This window comes from Pelomonas parva (assembly GCF_043555835.1).
Lineage (GTDB): Bacteria > Pseudomonadota > Gammaproteobacteria > Burkholderiales > Burkholderiaceae_C > Pelomonas > Pelomonas parva.
In genome coordinates this window covers 72750-95640 of record NZ_JBIGHV010000003.1, presented here as the reverse complement: position 1 = coordinate 95640, position 22891 = coordinate 72750, and the positions used below count along the sequence as shown (strand labels likewise).

At 70.3% G+C, this 22891-nt stretch carries 15 protein-coding genes; 5 read left to right on the top strand and 10 right to left on the bottom strand.

The features are described 5' to 3' along the window. Nucleotides 1-252 carry a type II toxin-antitoxin system Phd/YefM family antitoxin gene (locus ACG00Y_RS08015; protein ID WP_394477646.1) on the bottom strand — a complete coding sequence of 84 codons (252 nt, stop codon included), beginning with the start codon at nt 250-252 and terminating at the stop codon, nt 1-3. Nucleotides 253-470: 218 nt separating this feature from the next. Here ACG00Y_RS08015 and ACG00Y_RS08010 point away from each other — a divergent pair, with 218 nt between their 5' ends. Both ACG00Y_RS08010 and ACG00Y_RS08005 read left to right on the top strand, forming a co-directional pair. Next, a complete protein-coding gene (locus ACG00Y_RS08010) occupies nt 471-1838 on the top strand; it encodes a cation:proton antiporter (RefSeq protein ID WP_394477644.1) in 1368 nt (455 codons plus the stop codon). Nucleotides 1839-1912: 74 nt separating this feature from the next. Further along, nucleotides 1913-2464, top strand: coding sequence for an HPP family protein (locus ACG00Y_RS08005; protein WP_394477642.1), 552 nt, complete (start codon nt 1913-1915; stop codon nt 2462-2464). A 48-nt stretch (nt 2465-2512) separates the two neighbouring features. On the opposite strand, the gene gap is transcribed toward ACG00Y_RS08005, so the two are convergent. The 3 genes from gap to tkt all read right to left on the bottom strand — a co-directional run bounded on the left by gap (nt 2513) and on the right by tkt (nt 6664). Next, a complete protein-coding gene (gap, locus tag ACG00Y_RS08000) occupies nt 2513-3511 on the bottom strand; it encodes a type I glyceraldehyde-3-phosphate dehydrogenase (RefSeq protein WP_394477641.1) in 999 nt (332 codons plus the stop codon). Nucleotides 3512-3608: 97 nt separating this feature from the next. After that, on the bottom strand, nt 3609-4595 hold the full coding sequence (locus ACG00Y_RS07995; protein WP_394477640.1) for an energy transducer TonB: 987 nt from the start codon (nt 4593-4595) through the stop codon (nt 3609-3611). Between the two features lie 53 nt (nt 4596-4648). Next, nucleotides 4649-6664 (bottom strand): transketolase, encoded by a 2016-nt coding sequence (gene tkt, locus ACG00Y_RS07990; RefSeq protein WP_394477639.1) that lies wholly within the window; start codon nt 6662-6664, stop codon nt 4649-4651. A gap of 125 nt (nt 6665-6789) precedes the next feature. Here tkt and ACG00Y_RS07985 point away from each other — a divergent pair, with 125 nt between their 5' ends. After that, on the top strand, nt 6790-7386 hold the full coding sequence (locus ACG00Y_RS07985) for a hemerythrin domain-containing protein (RefSeq protein WP_394477637.1): 597 nt from the start codon (nt 6790-6792) through the stop codon (nt 7384-7386). On the opposite strand, the gene ACG00Y_RS07980 is transcribed toward ACG00Y_RS07985, so the two are convergent. From ACG00Y_RS07980 to ACG00Y_RS07955, 6 genes are all read right to left on the bottom strand, one after another. Further along, nucleotides 7383-10325, bottom strand: a complete 2943-nt coding sequence (locus ACG00Y_RS07980) for an SUMF1/EgtB/PvdO family nonheme iron enzyme (protein WP_394477636.1) — start codon at nt 10323-10325, stop codon at nt 7383-7385. The two genes, ACG00Y_RS07985 and ACG00Y_RS07980, sit on opposite strands and share 4 nt — an antisense overlap. A gap of 29 nt (nt 10326-10354) precedes the next feature. Continuing rightward, on the bottom strand, nt 10355-13465 hold the full coding sequence (locus ACG00Y_RS07975; protein ID WP_394477634.1) for a ligand-binding sensor domain-containing diguanylate cyclase: 3111 nt from the start codon (nt 13463-13465) through the stop codon (nt 10355-10357). Between the two features lie 93 nt (nt 13466-13558). Then, nucleotides 13559-16696, bottom strand: coding sequence for a two-component regulator propeller domain-containing protein (locus ACG00Y_RS07970; RefSeq protein WP_394477632.1), 3138 nt, complete (start codon nt 16694-16696; stop codon nt 13559-13561). 47 nt (nt 16697-16743) lie between these two features. After that, the gene (locus ACG00Y_RS07965; protein WP_394477631.1) at nt 16744-17724 is read right to left on the bottom strand and encodes a potassium channel beta subunit family protein; all 981 of its coding nucleotides are present in this window, start codon (nt 17722-17724) and stop codon (nt 16744-16746) included. Nucleotides 17725-17829: 105 nt separating this feature from the next. Next, on the bottom strand, nt 17830-18516 hold the full coding sequence (locus tag ACG00Y_RS07960) for a PEP-CTERM sorting domain-containing protein (RefSeq protein WP_394477629.1): 687 nt from the start codon (nt 18514-18516) through the stop codon (nt 17830-17832). A gap of 32 nt (nt 18517-18548) precedes the next feature. Beyond that, entirely contained in the window at nt 18549-20762 is a 2214-nt protein-coding gene (locus tag ACG00Y_RS07955; RefSeq protein ID WP_394477628.1) for a PhoX family protein, read from the bottom strand. A 234-nt stretch (nt 20763-20996) separates the two neighbouring features. On the opposite strand from ACG00Y_RS07955, the gene ACG00Y_RS07950 reads away from it, so the two are divergent. Both ACG00Y_RS07950 and ACG00Y_RS07945 read left to right on the top strand, forming a co-directional pair. After that, nucleotides 20997-22187, top strand: a complete 1191-nt coding sequence (locus tag ACG00Y_RS07950) for an FAD-dependent monooxygenase (RefSeq protein WP_394477626.1) — start codon at nt 20997-20999, stop codon at nt 22185-22187. A 33-nt stretch (nt 22188-22220) separates the two neighbouring features. Beyond that, nucleotides 22221-22838 carry a hypothetical protein gene (locus ACG00Y_RS07945; RefSeq protein WP_394477624.1) on the top strand — a complete coding sequence of 206 codons (618 nt, stop codon included), beginning with the start codon at nt 22221-22223 and terminating at the stop codon, nt 22836-22838. Nucleotides 22839-22891 lie beyond the last annotated feature (53 nt).

Below are 22891 nucleotides of genomic sequence, written 5' to 3'. Positions count from 1 at the left end.
TCAGGCCAGAGGTTCGCGGTGATCCCAAGCGCCGTCCGATGCCGCATCGGCGGCGTCGATGGCGATCACCTCGGGCATGGCCAGCAGCTCCAGGATGCTCTCGCCCTCGCCGGTCAGGCGGCGGTAGTCGCCGATGCTCATCAGCACATGCGTGGGCTGGCCGCGGTCGGTGATCAGCACCGGCTCCACCTGGGCGGCGCGCTTGGCAAGGCTGACATCGCGATTGAACTCGCGGCTGGAGAGGAGCTTCATGAGGCGTGGAATGTAGCTACCTGCCTGCACTTGCGCAATCAGTAGGTAGGTACGTAGGTACGACTCTGTTCAACCCAATGGACACCGAAAAGCCCGCTGGCACAGTGCGCTCCAGCTTGTCGCCTAGCCGCGATGTAGCCGGAGACAACGTTGTCGCAGCGCCGGGCCTGTCACCCGGCATGCGCAGAAACCACTAAAAGATCCAACAAGGCATCCCCATGGATTTCGACCTGATTGCCACCCTGGCCGACGTGTTTGCCAAGCATGGCGGCCCGGCCCCTGCGGTCGCTCAGACCTACTCGCCGACGGACTTCAGCATCCGCTTCTTCCTGCAACTGGCCATCATCATGCTGGCCTGTCGCGTCGTCGGCTGGGTCGGCCGCAAGTTCCTGGGCCAGCCGCAGGTCGTCGGCGAAATGATTGCCGGCGTCATCCTTGGCCCGTCGCTGTTCGGCCTGTTCTTCCCCGACGCCCAGGCGGCCATCTTCCCCAAGGAGATGAAGAACGTGCTCTACACCGGCGCCCAGCTGGGTGTGGGCCTGTACATGTTCCTGGTCGGCACGACGCTGCGGCTGGACCACTTCGCCACCAAGGCCAAGAGCGCCATCGGTGTGTCGATCTCCGGCATCGCGGCGCCGTTCGTCATCGCCTTCCTGATCACGCCGCTGCTGCTCACCGTGCCGGGCCTGTTCGCCGAGGGCATCTCGACGACCAATGCGACGCTGTTCATGGGCGCCTGCATCGCGCTGACCGCCTTCCCCATGCTGGCGCGCATCATCAACGAGCAAGGGCTGCAGAACACCTCGCTGGGCACGCTGGCGCTCACGGCCGGCGCCTTTGACGACGCCGTCTCCTGGTGTGTGCTGGCCATGGTGCTGGCGGCCTTCGGCGCCGGCGCGGGCGTGGCCGTGCTGGCCATCGGCGGCGGCCTCATCTGGGCGGCCTTCATCATGCTGTTCGGCAAGAAGCTGCTGGCGCCGCTGGGCCGCATGGTGGAGCGTGACGGCCACATGAGCCACACGGTGCTGGGCCTGACGCTGATCGCCTTCTGCACGTCCGCCTTCGTGATGGACGCGGTCGGCATCCACGCCATCTTCGGCGGCTTCATCATCGGCGCCGTCATGCCGCGCGGGCTGTTTGCCGCCGAGCTGAAGAAGAAGGTCGAGCCGCTGACGGTCATCCTGCTGCTGCCGATGTTCTTCACCTACTCGGGCCTGAACACGCGCCTGGACATGATCAACTCGCTGGACCTGTTCCTGATCGCGCTGGGCGTGCTGGTGGCCTCGGTGCTGGCCAAGTTCGGTGCCTGCTACCTGGCGGCCCGCATGGCGGGTGAGGACAACCGCACGGCGCTGGGCATCGGCGCGCTGATGAACTCGCGCGGCCTGATGGAACTCATCATCATCAACATCGGCCTGCAGAAGGGCATCATCGGCCCGGCGCTGTTCTCGATGCTGGTGCTGATGGCGGTGGTGACCACCATGATGGCCACACCGCTGTTCGAGCTGTTCTACGGCCGCAAGGCGCGTGAGTCGGGCGAACTGGGCGCCGTGCCCAGCAGTGCGGCCGCCGGCAGCCCGGCCTGAGATCACGCGGCCCGGAACCTGCTAGTCAGTGGCCAGGCGGGTGTCGACTGCGGCACCGGCCATCGAGGAGACCCATGAACGAGCTTGCATCCGGCGTGGCGCCTGCGCCCGACGCGGCGCCTGCCGTGCGGCGCACCGAGGCGGTGCCGGCCATCACGGCGGCGCCGGCCTACACGCTGCGTTTCGGTGCCGTCGCCTGCGCGGGCGTGGCCCTCATCATCGGCGTGCTTGCCTTCAGCTCCTTCAACCTGGGCGTGCTGCTGGCGCTGGGCTCGTTCGGCTCCACGGCGGTGATGATGTTCACCTTCCCGGAGCTGCACTTCTCGCAGCCCCGCAGCGTTGTCGGTGGCCACTTCATCTGCACAGCCGTGGGCCTGGCGGCGCTGGCGCTGTTCGGCCCGGCCTGGTGGTCGCTGGCGCTGGCGGCGGGCGTGTCCTGCGCGCTGATGATGCTGACCCGCTGCATGCACCCGCCGGCCGGGTCCAACCCGGTCATCGTCTTCCTGGTTGGGCCCAAGCTCAGCTTCCTGTTCTTCCCGACGCTGTTCGGCGCGCTGACGATGGTGGCCGTCGCGGTGGTCTACCACCGGGCCTGTCGGCGGACGTATCCGGCTTATTGGTACTGAACGAAAAAGGGGCGCCATCGGCGCCCCTTTTGCTTGGCAGATGCCCGATCAGGCCGCAACCACGCGGACCATCTCCAGCACCTTGTTCGAATAGCCCCACTCGTTGTCGTACCAGGACACCAGCTTGACGAAGGTGGAGTCCAGCGCGATGCCGGCGTCGGCGTCGAAGATGGAGGTGCGCGCATCGCCACGGAAGTCGGTCGCGACGACCTTGTCTTCCGTGTAGCCCAGCACGCCCTTCAGCGCACCTTCGCTCTGAGCCTTGAACTCGGCGCAGATCTCGGCGTAGGTGGCTTCGCTCTTCAGCTCGACGGTCAGGTCGACGACCGACACGTCGCTGGTCGGCACCCGGAAGCTCATGCCCGTGAGCAGCTTGTTCAGCTCGGGGATGACCTTGCCGACGGCCTTGGCGGCGCCTGTAGAGCTGGGGATGATGTTCTCCAGGATGCCGCGGCCGCCGCGCCAGTCCTTGTTGCTCGGGCCGTCCACGGTCTTCTGCGTCGCGGTGGCCGCGTGCACGGTGGTCATCAGGCCGCGCTTGATGCCCCACTTGTCGTTCAGCACCTTGGCCAGCGGGGCCAGGCAGTTGGTCGTGCAGGAGGCGTTGGAGATGATGGCTTCGCCGGCGTACTTGGTGTGGTTCACACCGAAGACGAACATCGGCGTCTCGTCCTTGGACGGGGCCGAGAAGATGACCTTCTTGGCGCCCGCAGCCAGGTGCTTCTCGCCGCCGGCCTTGTCCAGGAAGATGCCCGTGGCTTCGACGACGATGTCGGCGCCGACGGCGGCCCATTGCAGCTCGGACGGGTCCTTCACGGCGGTCAGGCGGATCGGCTTGCCATTGACCACCAGCGTGTTGCCGTCCACGGAGACTTCACCGTCGAACTTGCCGTGCACGCTGTCGTACTTGAGCATGTAGGCCAGGTAGTCGGGCTCCAGCAGGTCGTTGATCGCAACGACCTCGATGTCCTTGAAGTTCGCGACAGCGGCACGGAACACCATGCGTCCGATGCGGCCGAAGCCGTTGATGCCGATCTTGATGGTCATGGGAAGAGTCTCCAGAGGAATGAAAAATTCTCGCGCGGGGCGCCGATTCTCAGCGATCCGCAGGGTGGGGTGGTTTCAGACCGATTTCAGCCAGGCCTCAGCCCAGCTTGATCGTCCCGCAAGGCACGTCGATGAACATCTGCGCGCCCAGCAGGCTCTCGAACTGCTCCGGCTTCAGCGCCAGCTCCAGCTCCTCCATCCAGGCGATGAAGCCGCGCCGGTTCGGGTTGGGCGTGCCGGTTTCGGTGACGCCGTTGGCAATGGCCGGTCGGCCCAGCGAGAAGCGCAGCCGGAACGGGCAACCCATGGTGTCCAGCTCGAAGTTGACCGGCCGGGCGTCGGCGTTCCTGACCATGCCGAGGAAGGTGACGATGCCGACGTCCTTGAATGCATAGCCGCGGTTACCTTCCATGTGAACGCTGAAGGTTTGCTGAGTCGTGTATTTCGCACCTGGGTCCAGACAGGGCACGCGGTACTCGGCCACGTGGTACAGGATGTCGCTGCGATAGCGGGCGTTGAGCGTGTTGTAGACGACCGTGACCACGGGCGGCCGATCGGGCGCAGTGAACGCCATGTTGACGACGAGATTGCCGTTCTTGATTTCGCGCTGAGACCCTGGCGGCGGAGGCGCCGGGCCGAGCCACAGCGACTGGGACGGCGTGCGCAGGCAGGCGCCGTACCGCGCATCGGGCGGCTGTGGCAGGTTCAGTGGGGCGGACGGCTGAACGTCGCCGTCGGCGACGGCCTGGAAGCTAACCTCTTGAATCAGCTCGACCGTGCTGCCCGCTTTCAGGCAAGGCAGGCGGAATTGCTGCGCATAGTGTTCCGCCGCCTCCCGCAACTTGTCCGAACCGGCGGAGAACAGAACTTTCACCTCCGGCTCGCGCTTTGCATCGGTGAAGGTCACCTGCACGCGGTAGAGGCCGTTGTGGCGCAGCGTCATCGCGCCATCGGGGTATTTGGGCGCGGTGGGCCGCTCCAGGCAGGCCAGCGTGGCCTCGCCGCTGCGGTCGTCGAGTGCCGTCTGCGCGTGAGCGCCTAAGGCGCACAGAGCGAGGGCCGATGCGGTGAGGATGCTGCGCATGTCGAACTCCCTGTTCTTTGTGACAGGGCCGCTTTGTAGCGCAGGTTTGCGGCTTACTTTTTCTTCAGCACTGCCTTCACGGTCGCCGCCACGTTCTCCGGTGTGAAGCCGAAGTGCTTGAACAGCACACCGGCCGGTGCCGATTCGCCGAAGGTGTCGATGCCGACGACGGCGTCCACGCCGTACTTCCACCAGAAGTCGCTGACGCCCATCTCCACCGCCACGCGCGGCAGGCCCTTGGGCAGCACGTGCTTCTTGTAGTCCTTGTCCTGGCGGTCGAATACGTTGGTCGACGGCATGGAGACCACGCGCACCTTGATGCCGTCTTCGGCCAGCAGCGCCTTGGCGGCCATGGCCAGCTGCACCTCCGAGCCCGTCGCGATGATGACGGCCTTGGCCTTGCCCTTGGGCGGCTCGGCCAGCACGTAGGCGCCCTTGGCGATTTCGTCGACGTTGGTCTTGGGCGAGTAGGTCAGGTTCTGGCGCGACAGGGCCAGCAGGCTGGGGCGCTGCGCGTTGCCGATGGCCATGGTCCAGGCGACGACGGTCTCGGTCGTGTCGGCCGGGCGCCAGACGTCCAGGCCGGGGATCAGGCGCAGCGAGGCGACATGCTCGATGGACTGGTGCGTCGGGCCGTCTTCGCCCAGGCCGATGGAGTCGTGCGTCATCACGTGGATGACGCGCGTCTTCATCAGCGCGGCCATGCGGATGGCGTTGCGGCTGTAGTCGCTGAAGGTCAGGAAGGTGCCGCCATAGGGGATGAAGCCGCCGTGCAGCGCCACGCCGTTCATGATCGCGGCCATGCCGAATTCGCGCACGCCGTAGTTGATGTGACGGCCGTTGTTGGGCGTGCCGTCGGCACCGATGCGCAGGTTGGGCGTGTGGCTGGTGTTGGTCAGGTTGGAGCCGGTCAGGTCGGCGCTGCCGCCCAGCAGTTCGGGCAGGGCGCCGGTGAAGGCTTCCAGCGCCAGCTGGCTGGCCTTGCGGCTGGCGACGGTCTGGCCTTCCGTGTGGGCCTTGATGACGGCGTCCACGGCGACCTGCGCGAAGTTCTCGGGCAGCACGCCGGCCATGCGGCGCTGGAACTCGGCGGCCAGCTCGGGGTGGGCTTCGGCATAGGCGTCGAAGCGCGTGTCCCAGGCGGCTTCCACCTTGGCGCCGCTGTCCTTGGCGTCCCAGGCGGCGTAGACCTCGGCCGGGATGACGAAGGGCTCGTGCGTCCAGCCCAGGGCCTCGCGCGTCAGCTTGATTTCTTCCGCACCGAGCGGCTCGCCGTGGGCCTTGCTGGTGTTGGCGCGGTTGGGCGAGCCCTTGCCGATGTGGGTCTTGGCGATGACCAGCGTCGGCTTGTCGGTGCTCTGCTTGGCCTTGCCGATGGCGGCGTCCAGCGCGTCGACGTCATGGCCGTCCACCGGGCCGACGACGTTCCAGCCATAGGCCTGGAAGCGCTTGGCGGTGTCGTCGGCGAACCAGGGCGCGACCTGGCCGTCGATGCTGATGCCGTTGTCGTCGTAGATGGCGATCAGCTTGTTCAGCTTCCAGGCGCCGGCCAGCGATGCGGCCTCGTGGCTGATGCCTTCCATCAGGCAGCCGTCGCCCAGGAAGGCGTAGGTGTGGTGGTCGACGATCTCGTGGCCTTCGCGATTGAAGTCGCGCGCCAGCAGCTTCTCGGCCAGCGCCAAGCCCACCGCGTTGGTCACGCCCTGGCCCAGCGGGCCGGTGGTCGTCTCGATGCCGGGGGTGATGCCCACTTCCGGGTGGCCCGGCGTCTTGCTGTGCATCTGGCGGAAGTTGCGCAGCTCGTCGATCGGCAGCTCGTAGCCGGTCAGGTGCAGCAGCGCGTAGATCAGCATGGAGCCGTGACCGTTGGACAGCACGAAGCGGTCGCGGTTGGCCCACAGCGGGTTGGCCGGGTTGTGCTGCAGGTGGCGGCCCCACAGCGCCACAGCGATGTCGGCCATGCCCATGGGCGCGCCCGGGTGGCCGGAGTTGGCCGCCTGCACCGCGTCCATCGCGAGTGCGCGGATCGCGTTGGCCATCAGGGTGGGGGAGGCGGTCGATGCAGTCATGGCCGGGGCTTTCTTGGGATGGAGCAAAACGCGGGATTCTACGGAGGGGGCGTGTCACGGCTTGATCCAGCGCAAGGTTCCGGCGTCGCCCTTGCGCGACGCTCGGCGGCATGCCCGCCTTGACCATGCCACTCGCCGTTCGCGTCATCCGCGCCGAGCACGACGCCCTGGCGGCCATGCTGCGTACCGTGCCGCTGCTGCTGGCCGCGCAGCAGCGCGCCTGCACGCCGCCGGACTTCGGTGCGCTGCGGGCCATGCTGTTCTACGTCGACGAATTTCCTGAACGCTTGCATCACAAAAAGGAAAGCGAGCTGCTGTTCCCGAAGCTGCGCGCGCTGGCGCCCGCGTTGCGCGACACGCTGGACGACCTGGAGGTGGACCACGCCCAGGGCGAACGCGCCATCCGCGAGCTGCAGCACAGCCTGCTGGCCTGGGAGCAGATGGGCGAGGCGCGGCGGGAGAAGTTCGAGCAGCAGCTCAAGGTCTATTCGGCGCGCTACCTGCGCCACATGAAGCGCGAGGAGACGGAGATCCTGCCGCGTGCCGTGCAACTGCTGAGCGCCGACGACTGGGCCGATCTGGACGAGGCCTTCGGCAGCCACCAGGACCCGCTCGCGCCGCGCGCGGGGCAGCCGGTGGACGAGGCCTATGCGCCGCTGCGGCAGCGCATCCTGGCGGCGCTGCCGGCGCCGTTCGGGTGGGGGCCGGCGTTGGGGACTTAGGCGGGTTCGGCTTCCGGGGCTTGAATGGCGCGGACGATGAAGCGAAAGCCCACGTCGTCGCGGCGCTCGTCGCGGGTGATGCGGGCGACGGCGGCCGAGCGGGCCTGTACGAAGCTGCTGCGGAAAGAGCCACCGCGCACGGCGTACAGGCCGGTTGCGGCGCCGGGCAGGCCTTCGGGGTTCATCCAAGCTTCGGAGGTCCTCTCGTTTGCGTCCAGCCAGTCGCGGCAGATTTCAGCCACGTTGCCGTGCATCTCGTAAAGACCCCAGGCGTTCGGCGGCAGAGAAGCAACCGGAACGACAGCATCGTTCTCTGCGTTGACGAGCAGCGAATTCGCCTCGTCGCCGAAGGCATAAAGCGTCCGTGTTCCCGCGCGACATGCTGCCTCCCATTCGGCCTCGCTGGGCAGTCGGACCTCGCAGCCGGGCAGGCGTTGCTGCAACTGCGCCAGCCAATGCTCGACCATCTCGGCGCTGACGCCCGTGACGGGCCGCCGGCCGTCGCCGCCGGCCGAGGCGCTGCCCGTCGCCTGGTGCCAGAAGTCCAGCGTGCAGGCTGTGTCCGCGATCCAGAACCCCCGCATCAGGCTGACCGTGCGCAGCTGCCTTTCTTCTGGATGGCCGTTTGGCGAGCCCATTGCCAGCTTGCCCTGGGGCACCCAGCGCAGGCGCTGCTGGAAGCCGCCGACCTGCAGCTTGGCATAGACGCCGTACTGCTCGTCCGAACCGACGGCGATGCCAACGCCCTGCGTCAGGTCTTCCAGCCGCCGCGACGCGCAGGCCCAGCCCCGGGGGATGTGCCATTGCTCCGCGCCGTGGCTCTGCATGCTGTCCAGCCAGAGGCTGTCGTCGCCGATCAGCGGCGGCGCCAGAAAGGTCAGCCCATCGCCCACCCGCACATCGTGGGCCCAGGGTGGGCGCTTCAGCACTTGCAGCACAGGCCGCCCGAATCCCATCAGCAAGTCGTACACCGCCGCCTGCGACAGATGCGGCCGCAGCTCCTGCAGCAGGAACTGCGTCGCGTCGGCCGGCGCTTCGCGGGCGATCCAGTCTTGCAGCTGCGCAGTCAGCCGGCCAGCGCGCAGCAGGTCCCACAAGGTCTTCGGGAAGACCTTGTTGCGCAGCGCCGCGCCCTCGCGGGACAGCGCCACGCGCACCAGCTCCAGCTCGCCGGAGTCCACCGCCTCCGCCAGCGCGCGCTCGTTCTCCAGCCGTGCCGGCTGGGGTGCGTCGGTCGGTGGCGCAGGCTCAACAACTGCCGACGGGACGTCCATCTTCGGCTCGGGCAAGGTGGCTTCGAAGGCGGCCGGCGTGATCGAAGGCGGGGCCACGTCGGTGGCCGGCGGCTCCGGCGCGACTTCGATCTCGGTGAACACCAGCAAGGCCCCGAGTGCCGTGACCGTCAGCTCGGCCTTGGCGTGCAGACCCCCCACCCGCGCCAGCAGCTCCAGCAGGTCGAAGCCCGAGCGGTTGTGCATGACCGCCTCGCACAGGTCGGGCAGGCGCTGCAGCACCAATTGGTGATGCAGCTTCACCGGCGAGTCGACGCCGCGCGTCTGCGCCTGCAGCGCCTGGCGCAGCCCGGCAAGGTCGCGGAACAGCGCGTCGCCACGCCAGGTGGCCAGCGTGAGCAGGTATTGCGCGCCGTGCAGCCGCAGGAAGCGGTACAGCGCCGGCGCAAACAGCTGCAGCGCGCAGACGATGGCCAGCCATTCGCGCCGGTTCGGCGTCCTGGCATCGCCCTCGCCCAGCGACTCGGCCAGCGCCAGCAGCGCGGCCATGCGGTAGAGCTTGCGCGGCACGCCCGGCGTGATGGCGGCCACCAGGACGGCCAGGTCATTGGGTTGGCCGGCCGGGTCGGCAAACCACGCCGGCCATTTGCCCGCCATGAACTCGCGCGCCGCCGCGCCGGTCGGCCTGGGCAGCCGCACCGGCAGGTGCACCAGCTTCTCCAGATATTCCGCGCCGGTGATGGGCGTCATGCCCTCCTTGCCTTGCAAGGAGTAGTCGCGGTAGCGGTGGGCGATGCCGCGTTCGATGACCTCCTCGTCCAGCGCCAGCACGAAGGCGCAGCCTTCCACCTCCAGGAACAGCTTGATCGCCTCCAGCACCTCCACGGCCTTGTCGGGCAGGCAGCGGTCCAGGTCGTCGACGAGGAAGATCAGGTTGACCTGCACGCTGGGTGCGGCCGCGACCTCGCCGGTGAGGAACCATTCCCAACCCGCGCGCAGCCCGTAGACGAAGTCGGTCAGCCCGCTGGCGCCGCGCCTGAGCAATCGCTGGCGATGTGCGCTGAGCGCCGAAGGGTTGCGCCCCGTCACGGCCTTGAGGTTTTCCAGAAAGTCGTAGTACAGGCTCTGCAGCTGGTTGATGGGCGTGTCCAGCCGCCGCGCATTCGCCCGCAGCTTGCGGCGCGAGGCCAGCACTTCCCAGACGCCTGGGTTGGGCTTGCCGTCGGCCGGCTTGAGTTCCGGCAGCTTGACCGCCGCACCATGCGCGGTCAGCGCCGCCTGCAACAGGTCGCGTCCGCCATGCTGGTAGACGACCTGGGCCAGATCACCAAGCAGCAGCAACTGGTCGGACAGCTGCTCATGGCGCTTGATGTCCGTGCCCAGGCTGTCGTCGATCGCCTTGCGCAAACACTGCTGGGCCACGCGCAGCAGCGGCACCAGCAGGTGCTCCTCGCGCTCGTAACGCCAGGCGTTGAAGGGTACGACAACGGTCAGCGCCTGCTCGCCCTCGCCCTTGCTGCGGTCTTGCAATGCGTCCGCCACGGTCTGCAGCAGGCGGCTCTTGCCAGCGCCCCATTCGCCGAACACACCCACCACCAGGGCCGGCTCGGTGCTGCTGCCGGCGCCGGGCTGCAGGCTGGCGACCAGTTCCGCGACGATGCGCTGCGCCAGCGCGGCGTGGCCGAAGGAGAGCGGGGCGGCGGGCATGGGCGGATGCTAGGCCCGCCGCCCAGGCCTCAGGCGGGGAGCTTCCGCTCGATGGTGGATGACAGCCGCCGCAGCCGCCCCGTCTGCGCCCAGGCCTCCAGGCCGCTGCGGGCGTCTTCGCGCAGCTCGTCGGCGCTCGCGGCCGTGGCGTCCAACAGGCCCACCCAGGCATTGCGGCCCACGTCCTTGGCCTCGTACAGCGCCGCGTCGGCCAGGTCGATGGCGGCATGCCAGTCCAGCGCGCCGGGCAGCGCGGTGCACAGCGGGAAGGCGCAGAAGCCCACCGAGCAGCTCAGCGACAGCCGGTAGCCGCCGTCCAGTTCGAAGGGCTGGGCCGCGACGGCCTGGCGGGCGCGCTCGGCCACCTCGGCGGCGCGGCTGCGCGGCGTTCCGCGGGCGACGATGAGGAACTCCTCGCCACCCCAGCGCACCAGGTAGTCTGTGGCGCGGAAGACCTGCTCCAGCCGGCCGCGCATCTGCGTCAGCACGGCGTCGCCGGCCATGTGGCCGTGGGCGTCGTTGATGCGCTTGAAGTGGTCCATGTCGACCAGAAAGAACAGCAGGTCGTGCTCGCTGCCGCCGGGGCTGGGCATGCTGGCGATGGGCTCGTAGTGCCGCTCGGCCAGCGCCACGTCGGCGGGCAGCTGGCGGTCCAGGAAACGGCGGTTGCGCAGGCCGGTCAGCGGGTCGGTGAGGCTGGCTTCCTCCAGCTCGACGGACTTGGCGCTCAGCTCGGCCGTGGCGGCCTCCAGCGCCTGGGTGCGCTCGTGGACATGGGCCTCCAGCACGCGTTGGCGGCGCAGCAGCCAGCGGGTGCGCATGCGCACGATGCCGAACACGGCGGCGACGGCGGCCAGCACGGCCAGCGCCTGCGCCCAGAGCGTCTGCCACCAGGCGGCGCGCACCTCCACGTCGAAGACCAGCTCGTTGGCGCCCCAGGCGCCGTCGCGGTTGCTGCCCTGCACATGCAGCCGGTAGTGGCCGGGCGACAGGTTGGTGTAGGTGGCCGTGCGGTTCATCGCGTTGGCGTCGGTCCAGCCGTGGTCCAGGCCCTGCAGCCGGTAGCGGTAGCGGTTGCGGCCGGGCTGGCTGTAGTCCAGCGACGTGAAGGCGAGGCTGAAGGCGCGCTCGCCCGGCGCCAGCACCAGGGGGCCGGCGGGCAGCGGTCGCTCCTCGCCCTCCACACGCAGCTCGGCGGCCACCAGCGGCGGCTTGTAGGTCCACGGTGCGAAGCGCTCGGGGTCGATGACCAGCAGCCCGCGCGCGCCGCCGAACAGCAGCCGGCCGTCGTCCAGCGGCGCGTAGGCGCGGAACCAGCCCGTGCCCAGGTCCGCGCCGTCGGCTGCCCCCAGCTCACGGCGCTCGCCGTTCCTGGGGTCGTACATGTTGCGCTGCGACCAGATGCGGCCGCGCTTGTCGAACAGCAGGTTGGCACCGAAAGCGCCGCCCACGTCCGACGCCGCGACCGCCTCGAAGCGCGCCTGGCTGCCCCGGCTTTCCACCAGCCGGTGCAGGCCGGTGCCGGTGTCGACCCAGAGCCGCCCGGTCGAATCCACGGCCATGCCCAGCACGGTCTGGCCGGTCAGGCCCTTGGCGTCCACCCATTCGGCCACGGGCTCGGCGTCACCCGGCTGGGTGATGCGGAACAGCCCCGCCGCGCCGCCGGCCCACAGGCTGCCATCGGGCAGGCTGGCGAAGGCGTTGACCTCGCCGGTGCCGCCCACCAGGCCGGCCGTGGCGACCGGGCGCAACTGCGGCTGCTGCGGCGTCCAGTGCAGGATGCCGTCCAGCGTCGCCACCCACAGCCCGCCGTCGGCGCTGGCATGGAAGCGCCGCGGCACGGCGTTGCCGCTGCGCAGCGTTTCCTTCCAGCGGCCCTGGTCGTCGAAGCGCAGCACCTGCGTGTCGACGGCCACCCAGACCGCGCCGTCGCGCGTCTGGCTGAGTGCATTGACGCGCCCGGCCGGCAGGCCCGCGCTGCCCGGCGCGATGTGGCCGACGGGATGGAGCTGGCGGTCGCGCCGCTCGATGCCGCCGGCCAGCGTGCCCAGCCAGACCTCGCCGTTGGTCAGCTGCAGCACGCTGCGCACGTCCAGCGCGGCCGGGCCGATGGCGTCGCGCACCATCGAGAAGCCCGGCAGCGGCGGCACGTGGCGCATCAGGCCGCCGCCGTAGCTGCCGGCCCAGACGGTGCCGGAGGGGTCGCGCAGCAGCGCGCGCACGTCGCTGCGCGGGGCCGTGTCGGGCATGCGCTCGATGAGGGCGCCGTCACTGGCGCGGCGCCGCGACAGGCCCGAGGCATCGCCGAACCACAGCTCGTCCGGGTCCGGCTGGGCCATGGCCATGACGGGCCAGACGCTGGCGCTGGCGTCCGCCTGGGCGCCGGTGCTGAAGGGCAGGGGCTGGCCGGTGGGCGACAGCGCATGCAGGCGGCCCTGGGCCGTGCCGACGATGATGCGGCCGTCCATCGCCTCGGCCAGCAGCGTGACGAGCTGGTCGCCCATGCCGACGTCCAGTGTCTCGATGGGCCCGTCCACGGCCTTGCGTGCGATGCCGCGCCACGTGCCTATCCACAGCGTGCCCTGGCGGTCCACCAGCAGCGTCTGCACGCGCGTGTCGGGCAGGCCGTCCGGCGGGCCGCGGTGGTGGGTGAAGCGCTCGCGCTTGACGTCGAAACGGTCCAGCCCGCCGCTGCCGCCCAGCCACAGCGTGCCGTCCTTCTCCAGCGCCAGCGTGCGCACGGTGTTGGCGGCGGGGGCGGTCTCGTCGGCGGAGTTGCCGTCGCGCGCCCAGCGGGCCCAGCGGCCGGTGGCCAGGTCCAGCCGCACCAGGCCGCTGTTGCCGGCGGCCACCCACAGCCAGCCGCGCGGGTCGGGCAGCAGCGAGCGCACGAACTGCTCGGGCAGCAACTGGCCGTCGGGGCTGCTGAGCGGGTAGCGGCGGAAGGCGTAGCCGTCGAAGCGCACCAGCCCTTCCGGCGAGCCGGCCCACAGCAGGCCGCGCGCATCCAGCGCCAGCGCCGAGACGACGTTGTCACGCACGGCGCCGGCCTCGCCGATGACCTCGAAGCGCGGCACGACCGCGCCCGCCGCGCCGGCCAGCCCCACGGCAAGCAGCAGGGCTGCGCACCCTTTTGTCATCCAGACCCTCATGGGCCGGCATTCTCAGGCACCAAACGGGCTTGGCTGGGCGGGTCTTGCCCTCAGGCGACGTGAATGATTCCCTGCCTCATGTCATGAGGAGTGCTCTAGCTGCAGCCGCCCGGTGGCGGCCCAGTCGGCCAACGGCAGGCGGGCGTGCTGGCGCAGTTCGGCCTCGTCGGCGGCGGTCGCAGCCAGCAGGCCCACCCAGGCGTCGCGGCCCTCCCGCTTGGCCTGGTAGAGCGCGGTGTCGGCCAGGTCCACGGCGGCACGCCAGTCCAGCGCGCGCGGCAGCTCGCGGCACAGCGGGAAGGCGATGAAGCCGACCGAGCAGGTCAGCGACAGCTGCGCGCCGCCGTCCAGCGCAAAGGGCTGGCCGGCGATGCACTGCCGCGCACGCTCGGCCAGCTCGGCGCCACGGTCGCGCGGCGTGTCGCGGGCGACGACGAGGAACTCCTCGCCGCCCCAGCGCACCACGTGGTCGGACGCGCGGAACACCTGCGCCAGCCGGCCGCGCATCTGCATCAGCACGGCGTCGCCGGCCATGTGGCCGTGCTCGTCGTTGATGCGCTTGAAATGGTCCACGTCGAGCAGGAAGAACACCATCTCGCCGCTGGCGTCCAGCGCCGTGGGCTGCGACGGGTGGCCGTACAGCTCGCCGCCTTCGTGGCGGCGCACGGCCAGCGCGACGTCGCCGGGCAGCTGCTGCTCCAGAAAGCGGCGGTTGCGCAGGCCGGTCAGCGGGTCGGTGAGGCTGGCTTCCTCCAGCTCGGCGGACTTGGCGTTCAGCGCCGCCGTGGCCTCGGCCACGCACGCCTCGAGCACGCGCTGCCGCTTCAGCAGCAGCCGTGTGCGCAGGCGGAAGGCCAGCAGCAGCAGGCCCAGCGCGGCCAAGGCGGCCAGCGCCTGCAGCCAGCGCATCTGCCACCAGGCGGGTTGCACCTGCACGTCCAGCCGCAGCTCGCGCGGGCTCCAGTCGCCCTGGCGGTTGCTGCCCTGCACGCGCATCACGTAGCGGCCGGGGGCGAGGTTGGTGTAGGCCGCCCGGCGCGCCGTGGGGCCGGCTTCCAGCCAGTCGGCGTCCAGGCCTTCGAGGCGGTACCGGTAGCGCAGGTTGGCCGGGCGGCTGAAGTCCAGCGTGGCGAAGCCGATGCTGAAGCTGTGCTGGCCCGGCGCCAGCACCAGCGGCTGGCCCTCTGCCGGCACGGGCACGGCGACGCCGGCCAGGCGCAGCTCGGTCGCGACGACCGGCGGCTGGTAGGCCCACGGCACGAAGCGCTCCGGCTGCAGCACCAGCAGGCCGCGCGCGCCGCCGAACAGGAAGCGGCCGTCCTTCAGCCGCGTGTAGGCGCGGAACCAGCCGGTGCCGATGTCCGCCCCGTCGACGCCGGTCAGCTCCAGGCGCTGGCTGTTCTTCGGGTCGAAAAAGCCGCGATGCGTCCAGATGCGGCCCTGCGCGTCGGCCAGCAGGTTGGCGCCGAACACGCCGATGACGTCGTCGCCCGACGCGGCCGGGAAGCCCTCGAAGCGCATGCCCTGCGCGCCTTCGCCGCTCCCCTTGATCAGGCGGTGCAGGCCGGCGCTGGTGTCCACCCACAGCGCGCCCTGGCCGTCCACGCCCAGGCCCACGACGGTGCGGCCGAGCAGGCCGGGCGTGGCCGGCGCATCCGCCACGAGCGGCGCCGTGCCGGGCTGGGCGACGCGCAGCAGACCGGCCGCGCCGCCGGCCCACAGCACGCCGTCGGGCATCTCCAGGATGGCATTGACCTCGCCGCTGCTGCGCTGGCCGCCCACCATGACGGCCTGCAGCTCGGAGGCGCCTCGCTGCAGCCGCCACAACCCGTCGGTGGTGCCCAGCCACAGCGTGCCGTCGCGCGCGGTCAGCATGCGACGCGGCGTCATGCGGCCGGTGTCCAGCGTCTGCCGCCAACGGCCCTGCGCGTCGATGCGCATCAGCTCGGACTCCGCCGCCAGCCACACGCCGTCGGGCGTCTGCGCCATCGCGCCGATGCGACCCAGCACGCCGCGGCGGCCGGGGGCAGTCAGGATCTCGCCGGCGGGCTGCAGCGCCGCGTCCAGCACCTGCACGCCGGCGGCCTGCGTGCCCAGCCAGACGCGGCCGTCGTCCAGCTGCAGCACGCTGCGCACGTCCAGGTCGCCGAAGCGGCGCCAGCGCTCGCCCACGTTCTGCAGCACGGCCAGGCCGGGCAGCGGCGGCACATGGCGCATCAGGCCGGAGCCGTAGCTGCCGGCCCAGATCAGGCCGGCCGGGTCGCGCATCAGCGCGCGCACCTCGCTGCGCGGCACCGGCGCGGGGCTGGCGCCGTCGGGCGGCAGGCGTTCGATCAGCGCGCCGTCGCTGGCTCGGCGGCGCTCGATGCCGGTGCGCCCGCCGAGCCACAGCTCGTCGTCGGCGGCCTGCACCATGGACAACACCGGCCAGACGCCGTCGTCCGCGCCCGCGTGCGCAGCGAAGGGCAAGGCGCGGCCGTCGTCCGGGGACAGCATGCGCAGGTCGCCCAGGCCGGTGCCCACCAGCACGCGGCCGTCGCGCGTCTGGCTCAGCAGCGTGACCTGCGGGTTGGCCAGGCCCAGGTCCACGGTCTCGATGCGGTCGCTGCCGGCGCGCTTGCGTGCCAGGCCTTGCCAGGTGCCTATCCAGAGCGTGCCCTGGCGGTCCAGCAGCAGCGACGCGATGCGGTTGTCCGGCAGGCCGCCCAGGTGGGTGAAGCCCCGACGCTGCGGGTCCAGCCGCGACAGGCCGCCCTGCGTGCCCACCCACAGGGTGCCGTCCGCCTCCAGCGCCAGCGCGCGCACGGCGTTGGAGGCGGGCGCGGTCGCGTCCGGCGCGCCGCCTTCGGCGCGGGCCCAGCGTGTCCATTGGCCGGACGAGGTGTCCAGCCAGGCTAGGCCGCTGTTGCCGGCGGCCACCCAGAGGCCGCCGCGCGGGTCGGCCAGCAGGCTGCGCACGAACTGGTCGATGGCGGCGTCTTCGCGCGCGTCGCGCAGCAGATAGCGGCGAAAGCGATAACCGTCGAAGCGCTGCAACCCGTCGGGCATGCCCACCCACAGGAAACCGCGGGCGTCCATGGCCAGCGCCGACACCGCGCGGTCGCGCAGCGAGTCGACCTCCCCCACCGGCTCAAAGCGCGGGGTGGTGGCGTGCCCGGCGCCGATCAGGCCCAGGGCGATCAGCAGGACGGCACAACCTCTTCTCATCCAGAGCCTCATGGCGGGCATTCTCTGCCACGCCAGGGCCCCGGCCGGAAAGCAAGCGGCTACTGCGCCAGCGGCTTGGCGATGGCGTCGATGCGCTCCACCACGTCGGCCGTCAGCTTGGGCGTGACGGCCAGTGCGGCGAGGTTGTGCTGCAGCTGCGCCAGCTTGCTCGCGCCCAGGATGACGGTGGACACGCGTGGGTTGCGGTTGACCCAGGCGATGGCCAGTTGCGCCGTGTCGCAGCCCAGCTCGGCGGCAATCTCGGCGAGCTTGCCGACGGCATCGTTCTTGGCCTTGTCCTGCAGTTGCTCGCGCATCCAGGCCATGTTGTCCAGCGCGCCGCGGCTGCCCTCTGGGATGCCGCTGCGGTACTTGCCCGTCAACAGGCCCGAGGCCAGCGGGCTCCAGGTCGTCAGGCCCAGGCCGATGTCGTCATAGAGCCGCGCGAACTCCTGCTCGACCTTGCGGCGGTGGAACAGGTGGTACTGCGGCTGCTCCACGACCGGCTTGTGCAGGTGATGGCGCTCGGCGATCTCCCAGGCCGCACGGATGTCGGCCGCGCTCCACTCGCTGGTGCCCCAGTACAGCGCCTTGCCCTGGCGAATGATGTCGCTCATGGCCCAGACGGTTTCCTCGATGGGCGTGTGCGGGTCGGGGCGGTGGCAGTAGATGAGGTCCAGGTGCTCCAACTGGAAGCGCTTCAGCGACGCGTCCACCGCCTGCATCAGGTATTTGCGGTTCAGCGTGTCCTTGCGGTTGGTCGTCACGCCGTCCCGCGCCAGGCCCCAGAAGAACTTGCTGGAGACGATGTAGTCCAGCCGGTTCCAGCCCAGCGCCTTGAAGGCTTGGCCCATGACCACCTCGCTCTCGCCCTGGGCATAGACCTCGGCGTTGTCGAAGAAGTTGATGCCGGCGTCGAAGGCGGCGGCCAGCATCTCGGTGGCGGCTTTCGTGTCGACCTGGTTGTGATACGTGACCCAGGAGCCGAGCGAGAGTTCGGACACCTGGAGGCCGGCACGGCCGAGGCGGCGGTATTGCATGGTGGGTTCCGCAGCAGGAATGAAAAGGGGCCGCAGCATAAGCGCGGCCCCCAAGCCCTGCCGGAGCAGGGGTTGCAGCCGGTCGAGCCGGCTGCCCAGTTGTCTTCAGTCGCGGCGTGCGCGGCGACGGGCGACGCCACCGACGACGGCCAGGCCGGCGGCCAGCAGGGCGATGCTGGCCGGCTCGGGCACCGGAGCGGCGCTCAGGTGCAGGTTGTCCAGCACCAGCGACTGGCCGGCGCTGACCGTCACGCCGAAGCTGTAGATGTCGGCGTTGGCACGGCTGAAGCCGAGGAACATGCCTTCGTTGTAGCTCTCCCAGCTCGTGTCGACCTTGTAGCTGAACGACTCCAGCACCTGGTTGGCGGCGCTGTAGGCGGTCAGCGTCAGCATCGCGTCCTTGGCGCCTTCCAGCGGCTGGCTCAGGTTGAAGTAGGCGCCGACCTGGGCCTGCGGGCCGCTGAGCAGGAACCCGAACAGCACCGGGCCGGTGGACGAGACGAAGTTGCCCGAGCCGGTGGGCGTCAGGTCGGAGCGCGCGCCCCACAGGCCGTTGCCGCCCAGGTCCTGGTTGTTGGCGCCCAGTGTGGAAACCACGTCGGAGACGAAGAAGGCGTTGCCGTTCAGCAGCTCGGGGCTGCCGGCGGCGACCTGCAGGCCGTCATAGGCGTCGAAGTCGACCAGGATCGAAGGCGCGAAGGTGGCAGTCGGCGACACGATGCTGGCGGCGTGGGCGGCGCCCGCGGCGGCCAGGGTGGCCACGAGGGCCAGGCGTGCAAAAGAGGTCTTCATGAAAGTGTTCCTTGAATTGGGATGGGAGCGGCTCAGCTACCGATGACGCCGCCGTCGTCCTTGGTGATGACGACAACCGAGGAGCGCGGGCGGCCGCCCGGCAGTGCAGTGACGCCATCGGACGCGACCGACCACTGGCCTTGCGGCCAGTTTGAGAACTGCGTCGGGTTGGCGGCTACGGCGTCTTCGCCCGGGTGCTGGATGCCGACGAACATGGTCTTGCCGTCCGGCGTCATGGTCACGCCGGTGACCTCGCACTTGTTCGGGCCGGTCAGGAAGCGGCGCATCTCGCCGGTGTTCGGGTCGGCGCAGACCATGCAGTTGGCGCCTAGGTTGATGAAGTCGCCGGAGCCGTCGCCGACCTGGTCGGTCTGCACCCAGAGGCGGCCGAACTGGTCGAACCACAGGCCGTCCGGCGCACCGAAGTCGGCGCTGCCGTTGGGCGTGTCGACGGTGTTGCCCTTGTAGTCGTTCGTGGGCTTGGCGACCTTGCCGGTGGCCGTGTCGCCGTTCTGTGCGAACAGGTCCCAGTTGAAGCTGGTGGCCAGCACCGACTTGGCCGTCTCGCGCCAGCGGATGATGTGGCCGTGGACGTTGTCTTCACGCGGGTTGGCGGCGTCGACACCGGGGCGGGCGCCACCGGCCGAGGCGCTGCCGTCGGCCGGGTTGCCGGACGCCGGCAGCGTGCCGCGGCGGTTGTTGTTGGTCAGCGTGCAATAGACCTCGACCTCGTCGAAGCCGCCGATGCGCGGGCGCGCGCCGGTCCACTCCGGGCGGTCCATCATCGTGGCGCCGACGGCGTCAGCGGCCATGCGGGTCTTGACCAGGATCTTGGCCAGCACTTCGGCGTCGTTGGCGCCTGAGAAGTTCGGGTTGTCGCGCAGCGCCACGCCGTCCGTCCCGACCGCGCCAGGCAGCAGCGGCAGCCACTGGCCCGACAGGTTGCTGTCGAAGCGGGCGACGTACAGCGTGCCGCTGTCCAGCAGGTTGCGGTTGGCGGCCTTGTTCGCCGCGTTGAACTTGCCGGCGCAGACGAACTTGTAGATGTATTCGTTGCGCTCGTCGTCGCCCATGTAGAAGGCGACGTTGTTGTTCTTGTCGACGACGTACTGCGCGCCTTCGTGCTTGAAGCGGCCCAGGGCGGTGCGCTTGACGGGCACCGACTTCGGGTCGTACGGGTCCACTTCCACGACCCACCCGAACAGGTGCGGCTCGTTGGGGTTGGTGGTCAGGTCGAAGCGCGGGTCGGTGGTGTGCCAGCGGTAGCCGAAGCCGGCGGCGGCCAGGCCATAGCGGCGGTTCAGCTTGCCGATCTCGGTCCCGGCTGAGGTGTCGACGGCGCCGGTGCCACCGAAGTTGCCGTTCCAGTTCTCTTCGCAGGTCAGGTAGGTACCCCAGGGCGTGATGCCGTGGGCGCAGTTGTTGATGGTGCCGTAGCAGACCGTGCCGTCGGTCATGTTGCCGGTCGGGGTGGTGGCCGAGTCGGTGATGACGAATTCCTTGGCCTTCATCAGCGCATGGCCGGCGGCTGGGCCGGAGATGCGCACCGGCGTGTTGGCGGTGATGCGACGGCCATAGGGCGAGGTCTTGGCGACGCGCCACTTGCCGCCCACGCGGCGGGCTTCGACGACGGACATGCCGTGCGCGGCCTGCGACTTGCGGGTCTTGGCCAGCGTGTAGCCGTTGCCGACCTGGCCGTCCGGGAACAGGATCTCTTCGTGCGTGTACTCGTTGTTGATGGCGAGCAGGCCGCGGTCCGACGAGGGCTTGCCGTCAGCGCCGCTGAACGGGAAGAAGTGCATGCCGTCGTTGTGCGCACCGAACTGCTTGAGCTGGTCGGCGGCGGTCTCGCTGGCGTTGCCGCTGAAGGGCTGACCGCCCGGCATGATGGCGTCGCCCCAGGCCACGAACAGGTTGGCCGTGTAGCCGGCCGGCACGGTCACGCGGTCCAGCACGGCGTTGGCCGCGCCGCCATGCACGGCGACATTGCGGGCGCGGGTCTCGGCCGGGATGCTGTCGAAGCCGATGCCGGGGAAGCCCAGGCCGGCCGGCACGGGGGCGGCCTGCACAGTGCCAACCAGGCCGGCCAGGCTCAGGCCACCGGCCGAGGCCAGCGCCACGGAACCGATGGAGCCTTGCACGAAGCGGCGGCGCGAGCTGTCGACCTGGTCGATCACGTCGCGGATGCTGACGTTGCCGGACGGGTTCAGCGACACGTCATTGGTGGGATGCGACTTGCCTTTCATGGCGTCTCCAGTAAAGAGTTGAGCGAGCGGGGACTCGCGGCAACGACGGCCGCGAATTAACAGAATTTGCGCGGCCGGGGTTGTGCGCTCATGTCGGCCCCCCTGCCGAACGGACTACGCCAGGCTCCCGATGCGAGGGGCCGGGCGGTCCCGCCTGCTGTGGGCTTGCGTCCGTTGGGTGGCTGCCGCCCAGGCAGGTATCGTTGCGCCCAGTTGTTCCCTGAGACCTGCCCCATGAACCTCGCCGTCATCGGCGCCGGCCCGGCCGGCCTGGCGCTGGCCCTGCTGGCCGCCGAGCGCCTGCCCCGGGCCAACCTGCATCTGTTCGACACCCGCCCGCTGGACCGCGACGCCAGCGGCGACGCGCGCACGCTGGCGCTCAACCTCGGCAGCATCCGGCTGCTGGAGCGCCTGCACGCCTGGCGGCCCGAGGTGGCCCAGGCCATCCAGACCGTACACGTCAGCCAGGCGCCGCCGTCTCCGATTGCGGGTCCTGCCGGCGAAGTGCGCATCCGCGCGGCCGACCTGGGCGTGCCCCAGCTCGGCGCCGTGCTGCCCTATGGCGCGCTGGTAGCGCCGCTGCAGCAGCGCTGGCTGGACCTCGCCTCACGCCAGCCGCAGCGCCTGTTCACGCGCTTCGGCACCGCCGTGCATGCCATTCGCTCGGAGGCTGACGGCGTGGAGCTGGACAGCGGCGAGTCCCACCTGGCCGAGCGCTTCGACCTGGCCGTCGTCGCCGAGGGCGGCGTGTTCGCGGAGCAGGACCGCAAGTCCATCCGCAGCGACTATCACCAGAACGCCTGGGTCGGCACCGTGCGCCTGGCCGCGCCGGGGCTGCAAGGCCTGGCCATCGAGCGCTTCACGCGCAACGGCCCGCTGGCCCTGCTGCCGCTGCCCGACGACGCGCAAGGCCCGCGCGCGGCGCTGGTGTGGTGCCTGCCTCAGGCCGAGGACGACATCGCCACGCTGGACGACGCCCAGCGCCTGGTCGTCATCCAGCAGCAGCTGCCCGCCGCCGCCGGCCGGCTCACCGGCATCTCGGCGTTGAAGTGCTTTCCGCTGGGCCTGAACGCCGAGACCCGCCTGCTGCACGGCCGCACGCTGCGCATCGGCAACGCGGCGCAGACGCTGCACCCGGTGGCCGGCCAGGGGCTGAACCTGGGCCTGCGCGACGGCCAGGCCTTGGTCGATGCGCTGCGCGAGGCGGCCGAGACGGCGGTCGACCTGGACACCGTGCTGGCCCGCATCGACCGCCAGCGCGCCCCCGACCGCTGGCCCATGATCGCCGCCACCGACTTCCTCGCCCGCAGCTTTGCCTGGCGCCTGCCCGGCCTGCCGGGCCTGCGCGGCTTGGCGCTGGCGGGGCTGGAGCTGGCGACGCCGCTGAAGATGGCGGTCGCCCGCCGCATGATGTTCGGCGGCTGAGAACGACAAGAATTTTTGAGGGAAGGACCACAGATGCGCAAAGCGCTTTGCGTCGCGGCCATGGCCGTGACGATGGGGGCCGCGGCCCAGCCTGCCGCGCCGCTGCTGCCGCCACAGGCCGAGGTGGCCGGCGAATCGCAGGAGGAGTGGACCAAGCACTGGTGGCGCTGGGCCAAGTCCTTCGACGACGGCGTCAGCCCGGTCGCCGACCGCGACGGCCGCCACTGCGGGCTGGGCCAGTCCGGGCCGGTGTGGTTCCTCGCCGGCACCTACGGCACGCAGCGCGCCGTCCGCCACTGCCGCGTCCCGGCCGGCAAGACCTTGTTCTTCCCGCTGATCAACTACGTCACCTACACGGCCGAGGGCCAGCGCCTGTCCTGCGCGTCGCTGATGCAGAGCGCCGCCAGGCTCACCGACACGCTGCACGCGCTGGTGCTGGAGGTGAACGGCCAGCGCTTCGAAGGCCTGGCCGAGCACCGGCAGGCCACGCGGCGGTGCTTCCTGCTGTTCGATGACGACGACACGCTGGCCGCCGGCAACGGCTACTACGCCGCCATCGGGCCGCTCGCGCCGGGCCGCCACACGCTGAACTACGGCGGCATGCTGCCCGGCATGAGCCAGGCGGTGACGTACACGCTGGATGTCGAATAAGCCTGCCTAAGGCCTTCACGAAGCGCCGCCGCGCCACCCGCTGGGACAATCGC

Bases quoted from the DNA above. Each gene is read 5' to 3' on its own strand.
- ACG00Y_RS08015 (WP_394477646.1), bottom strand. From the start codon at position 252: ATGAAGCTCCTCTCCAGCCGCGAGTTCAATCGCGATGTCAGCCTTGCC.
- ACG00Y_RS08010 (WP_394477644.1), top strand. From the start codon at position 471: ATGGATTTCGACCTGATTGCCACCCTGGCCGACGTGTTTGCCAAGCAT.
- ACG00Y_RS08005 (WP_394477642.1), top strand. From the start codon at position 1,913: ATGAACGAGCTTGCATCCGGCGTGGCGCCTGCGCCCGACGCGGCGCCT.
- gap (WP_394477641.1), bottom strand. From the start codon at position 3,511: ATGACCATCAAGATCGGCATCAACGGCTTCGGCCGCATCGGACGCATG.
- ACG00Y_RS07995 (WP_394477640.1), bottom strand. From the start codon at position 4,595: ATGCGCAGCATCCTCACCGCATCGGCCCTCGCTCTGTGCGCCTTAGGC.
- tkt (WP_394477639.1), bottom strand. From the start codon at position 6,664: ATGACTGCATCGACCGCCTCCCCCACCCTGATGGCCAACGCGATCCGC.
- ACG00Y_RS07985 (WP_394477637.1), top strand. From the start codon at position 6,790: ATGCCACTCGCCGTTCGCGTCATCCGCGCCGAGCACGACGCCCTGGCG.
- ACG00Y_RS07980 (WP_394477636.1), bottom strand. From the start codon at position 10,325: ATGCCCGCCGCCCCGCTCTCCTTCGGCCACGCCGCGCTGGCGCAGCGC.
- ACG00Y_RS07975 (WP_394477634.1), bottom strand. From the start codon at position 13,465: ATGACAAAAGGGTGCGCAGCCCTGCTGCTTGCCGTGGGGCTGGCCGGC.
- ACG00Y_RS07970 (WP_394477632.1), bottom strand. From the start codon at position 16,696: ATGAGGCTCTGGATGAGAAGAGGTTGTGCCGTCCTGCTGATCGCCCTG.
- ACG00Y_RS07965 (WP_394477631.1), bottom strand. From the start codon at position 17,724: ATGCAATACCGCCGCCTCGGCCGTGCCGGCCTCCAGGTGTCCGAACTC.
- ACG00Y_RS07960 (WP_394477629.1), bottom strand. From the start codon at position 18,516: ATGAAGACCTCTTTTGCACGCCTGGCCCTCGTGGCCACCCTGGCCGCC.
- ACG00Y_RS07955 (WP_394477628.1), bottom strand. From the start codon at position 20,762: ATGAAAGGCAAGTCGCATCCCACCAATGACGTGTCGCTGAACCCGTCC.
- ACG00Y_RS07950 (WP_394477626.1), top strand. From the start codon at position 20,997: ATGAACCTCGCCGTCATCGGCGCCGGCCCGGCCGGCCTGGCGCTGGCC.
- ACG00Y_RS07945 (WP_394477624.1), top strand. From the start codon at position 22,221: ATGCGCAAAGCGCTTTGCGTCGCGGCCATGGCCGTGACGATGGGGGCC.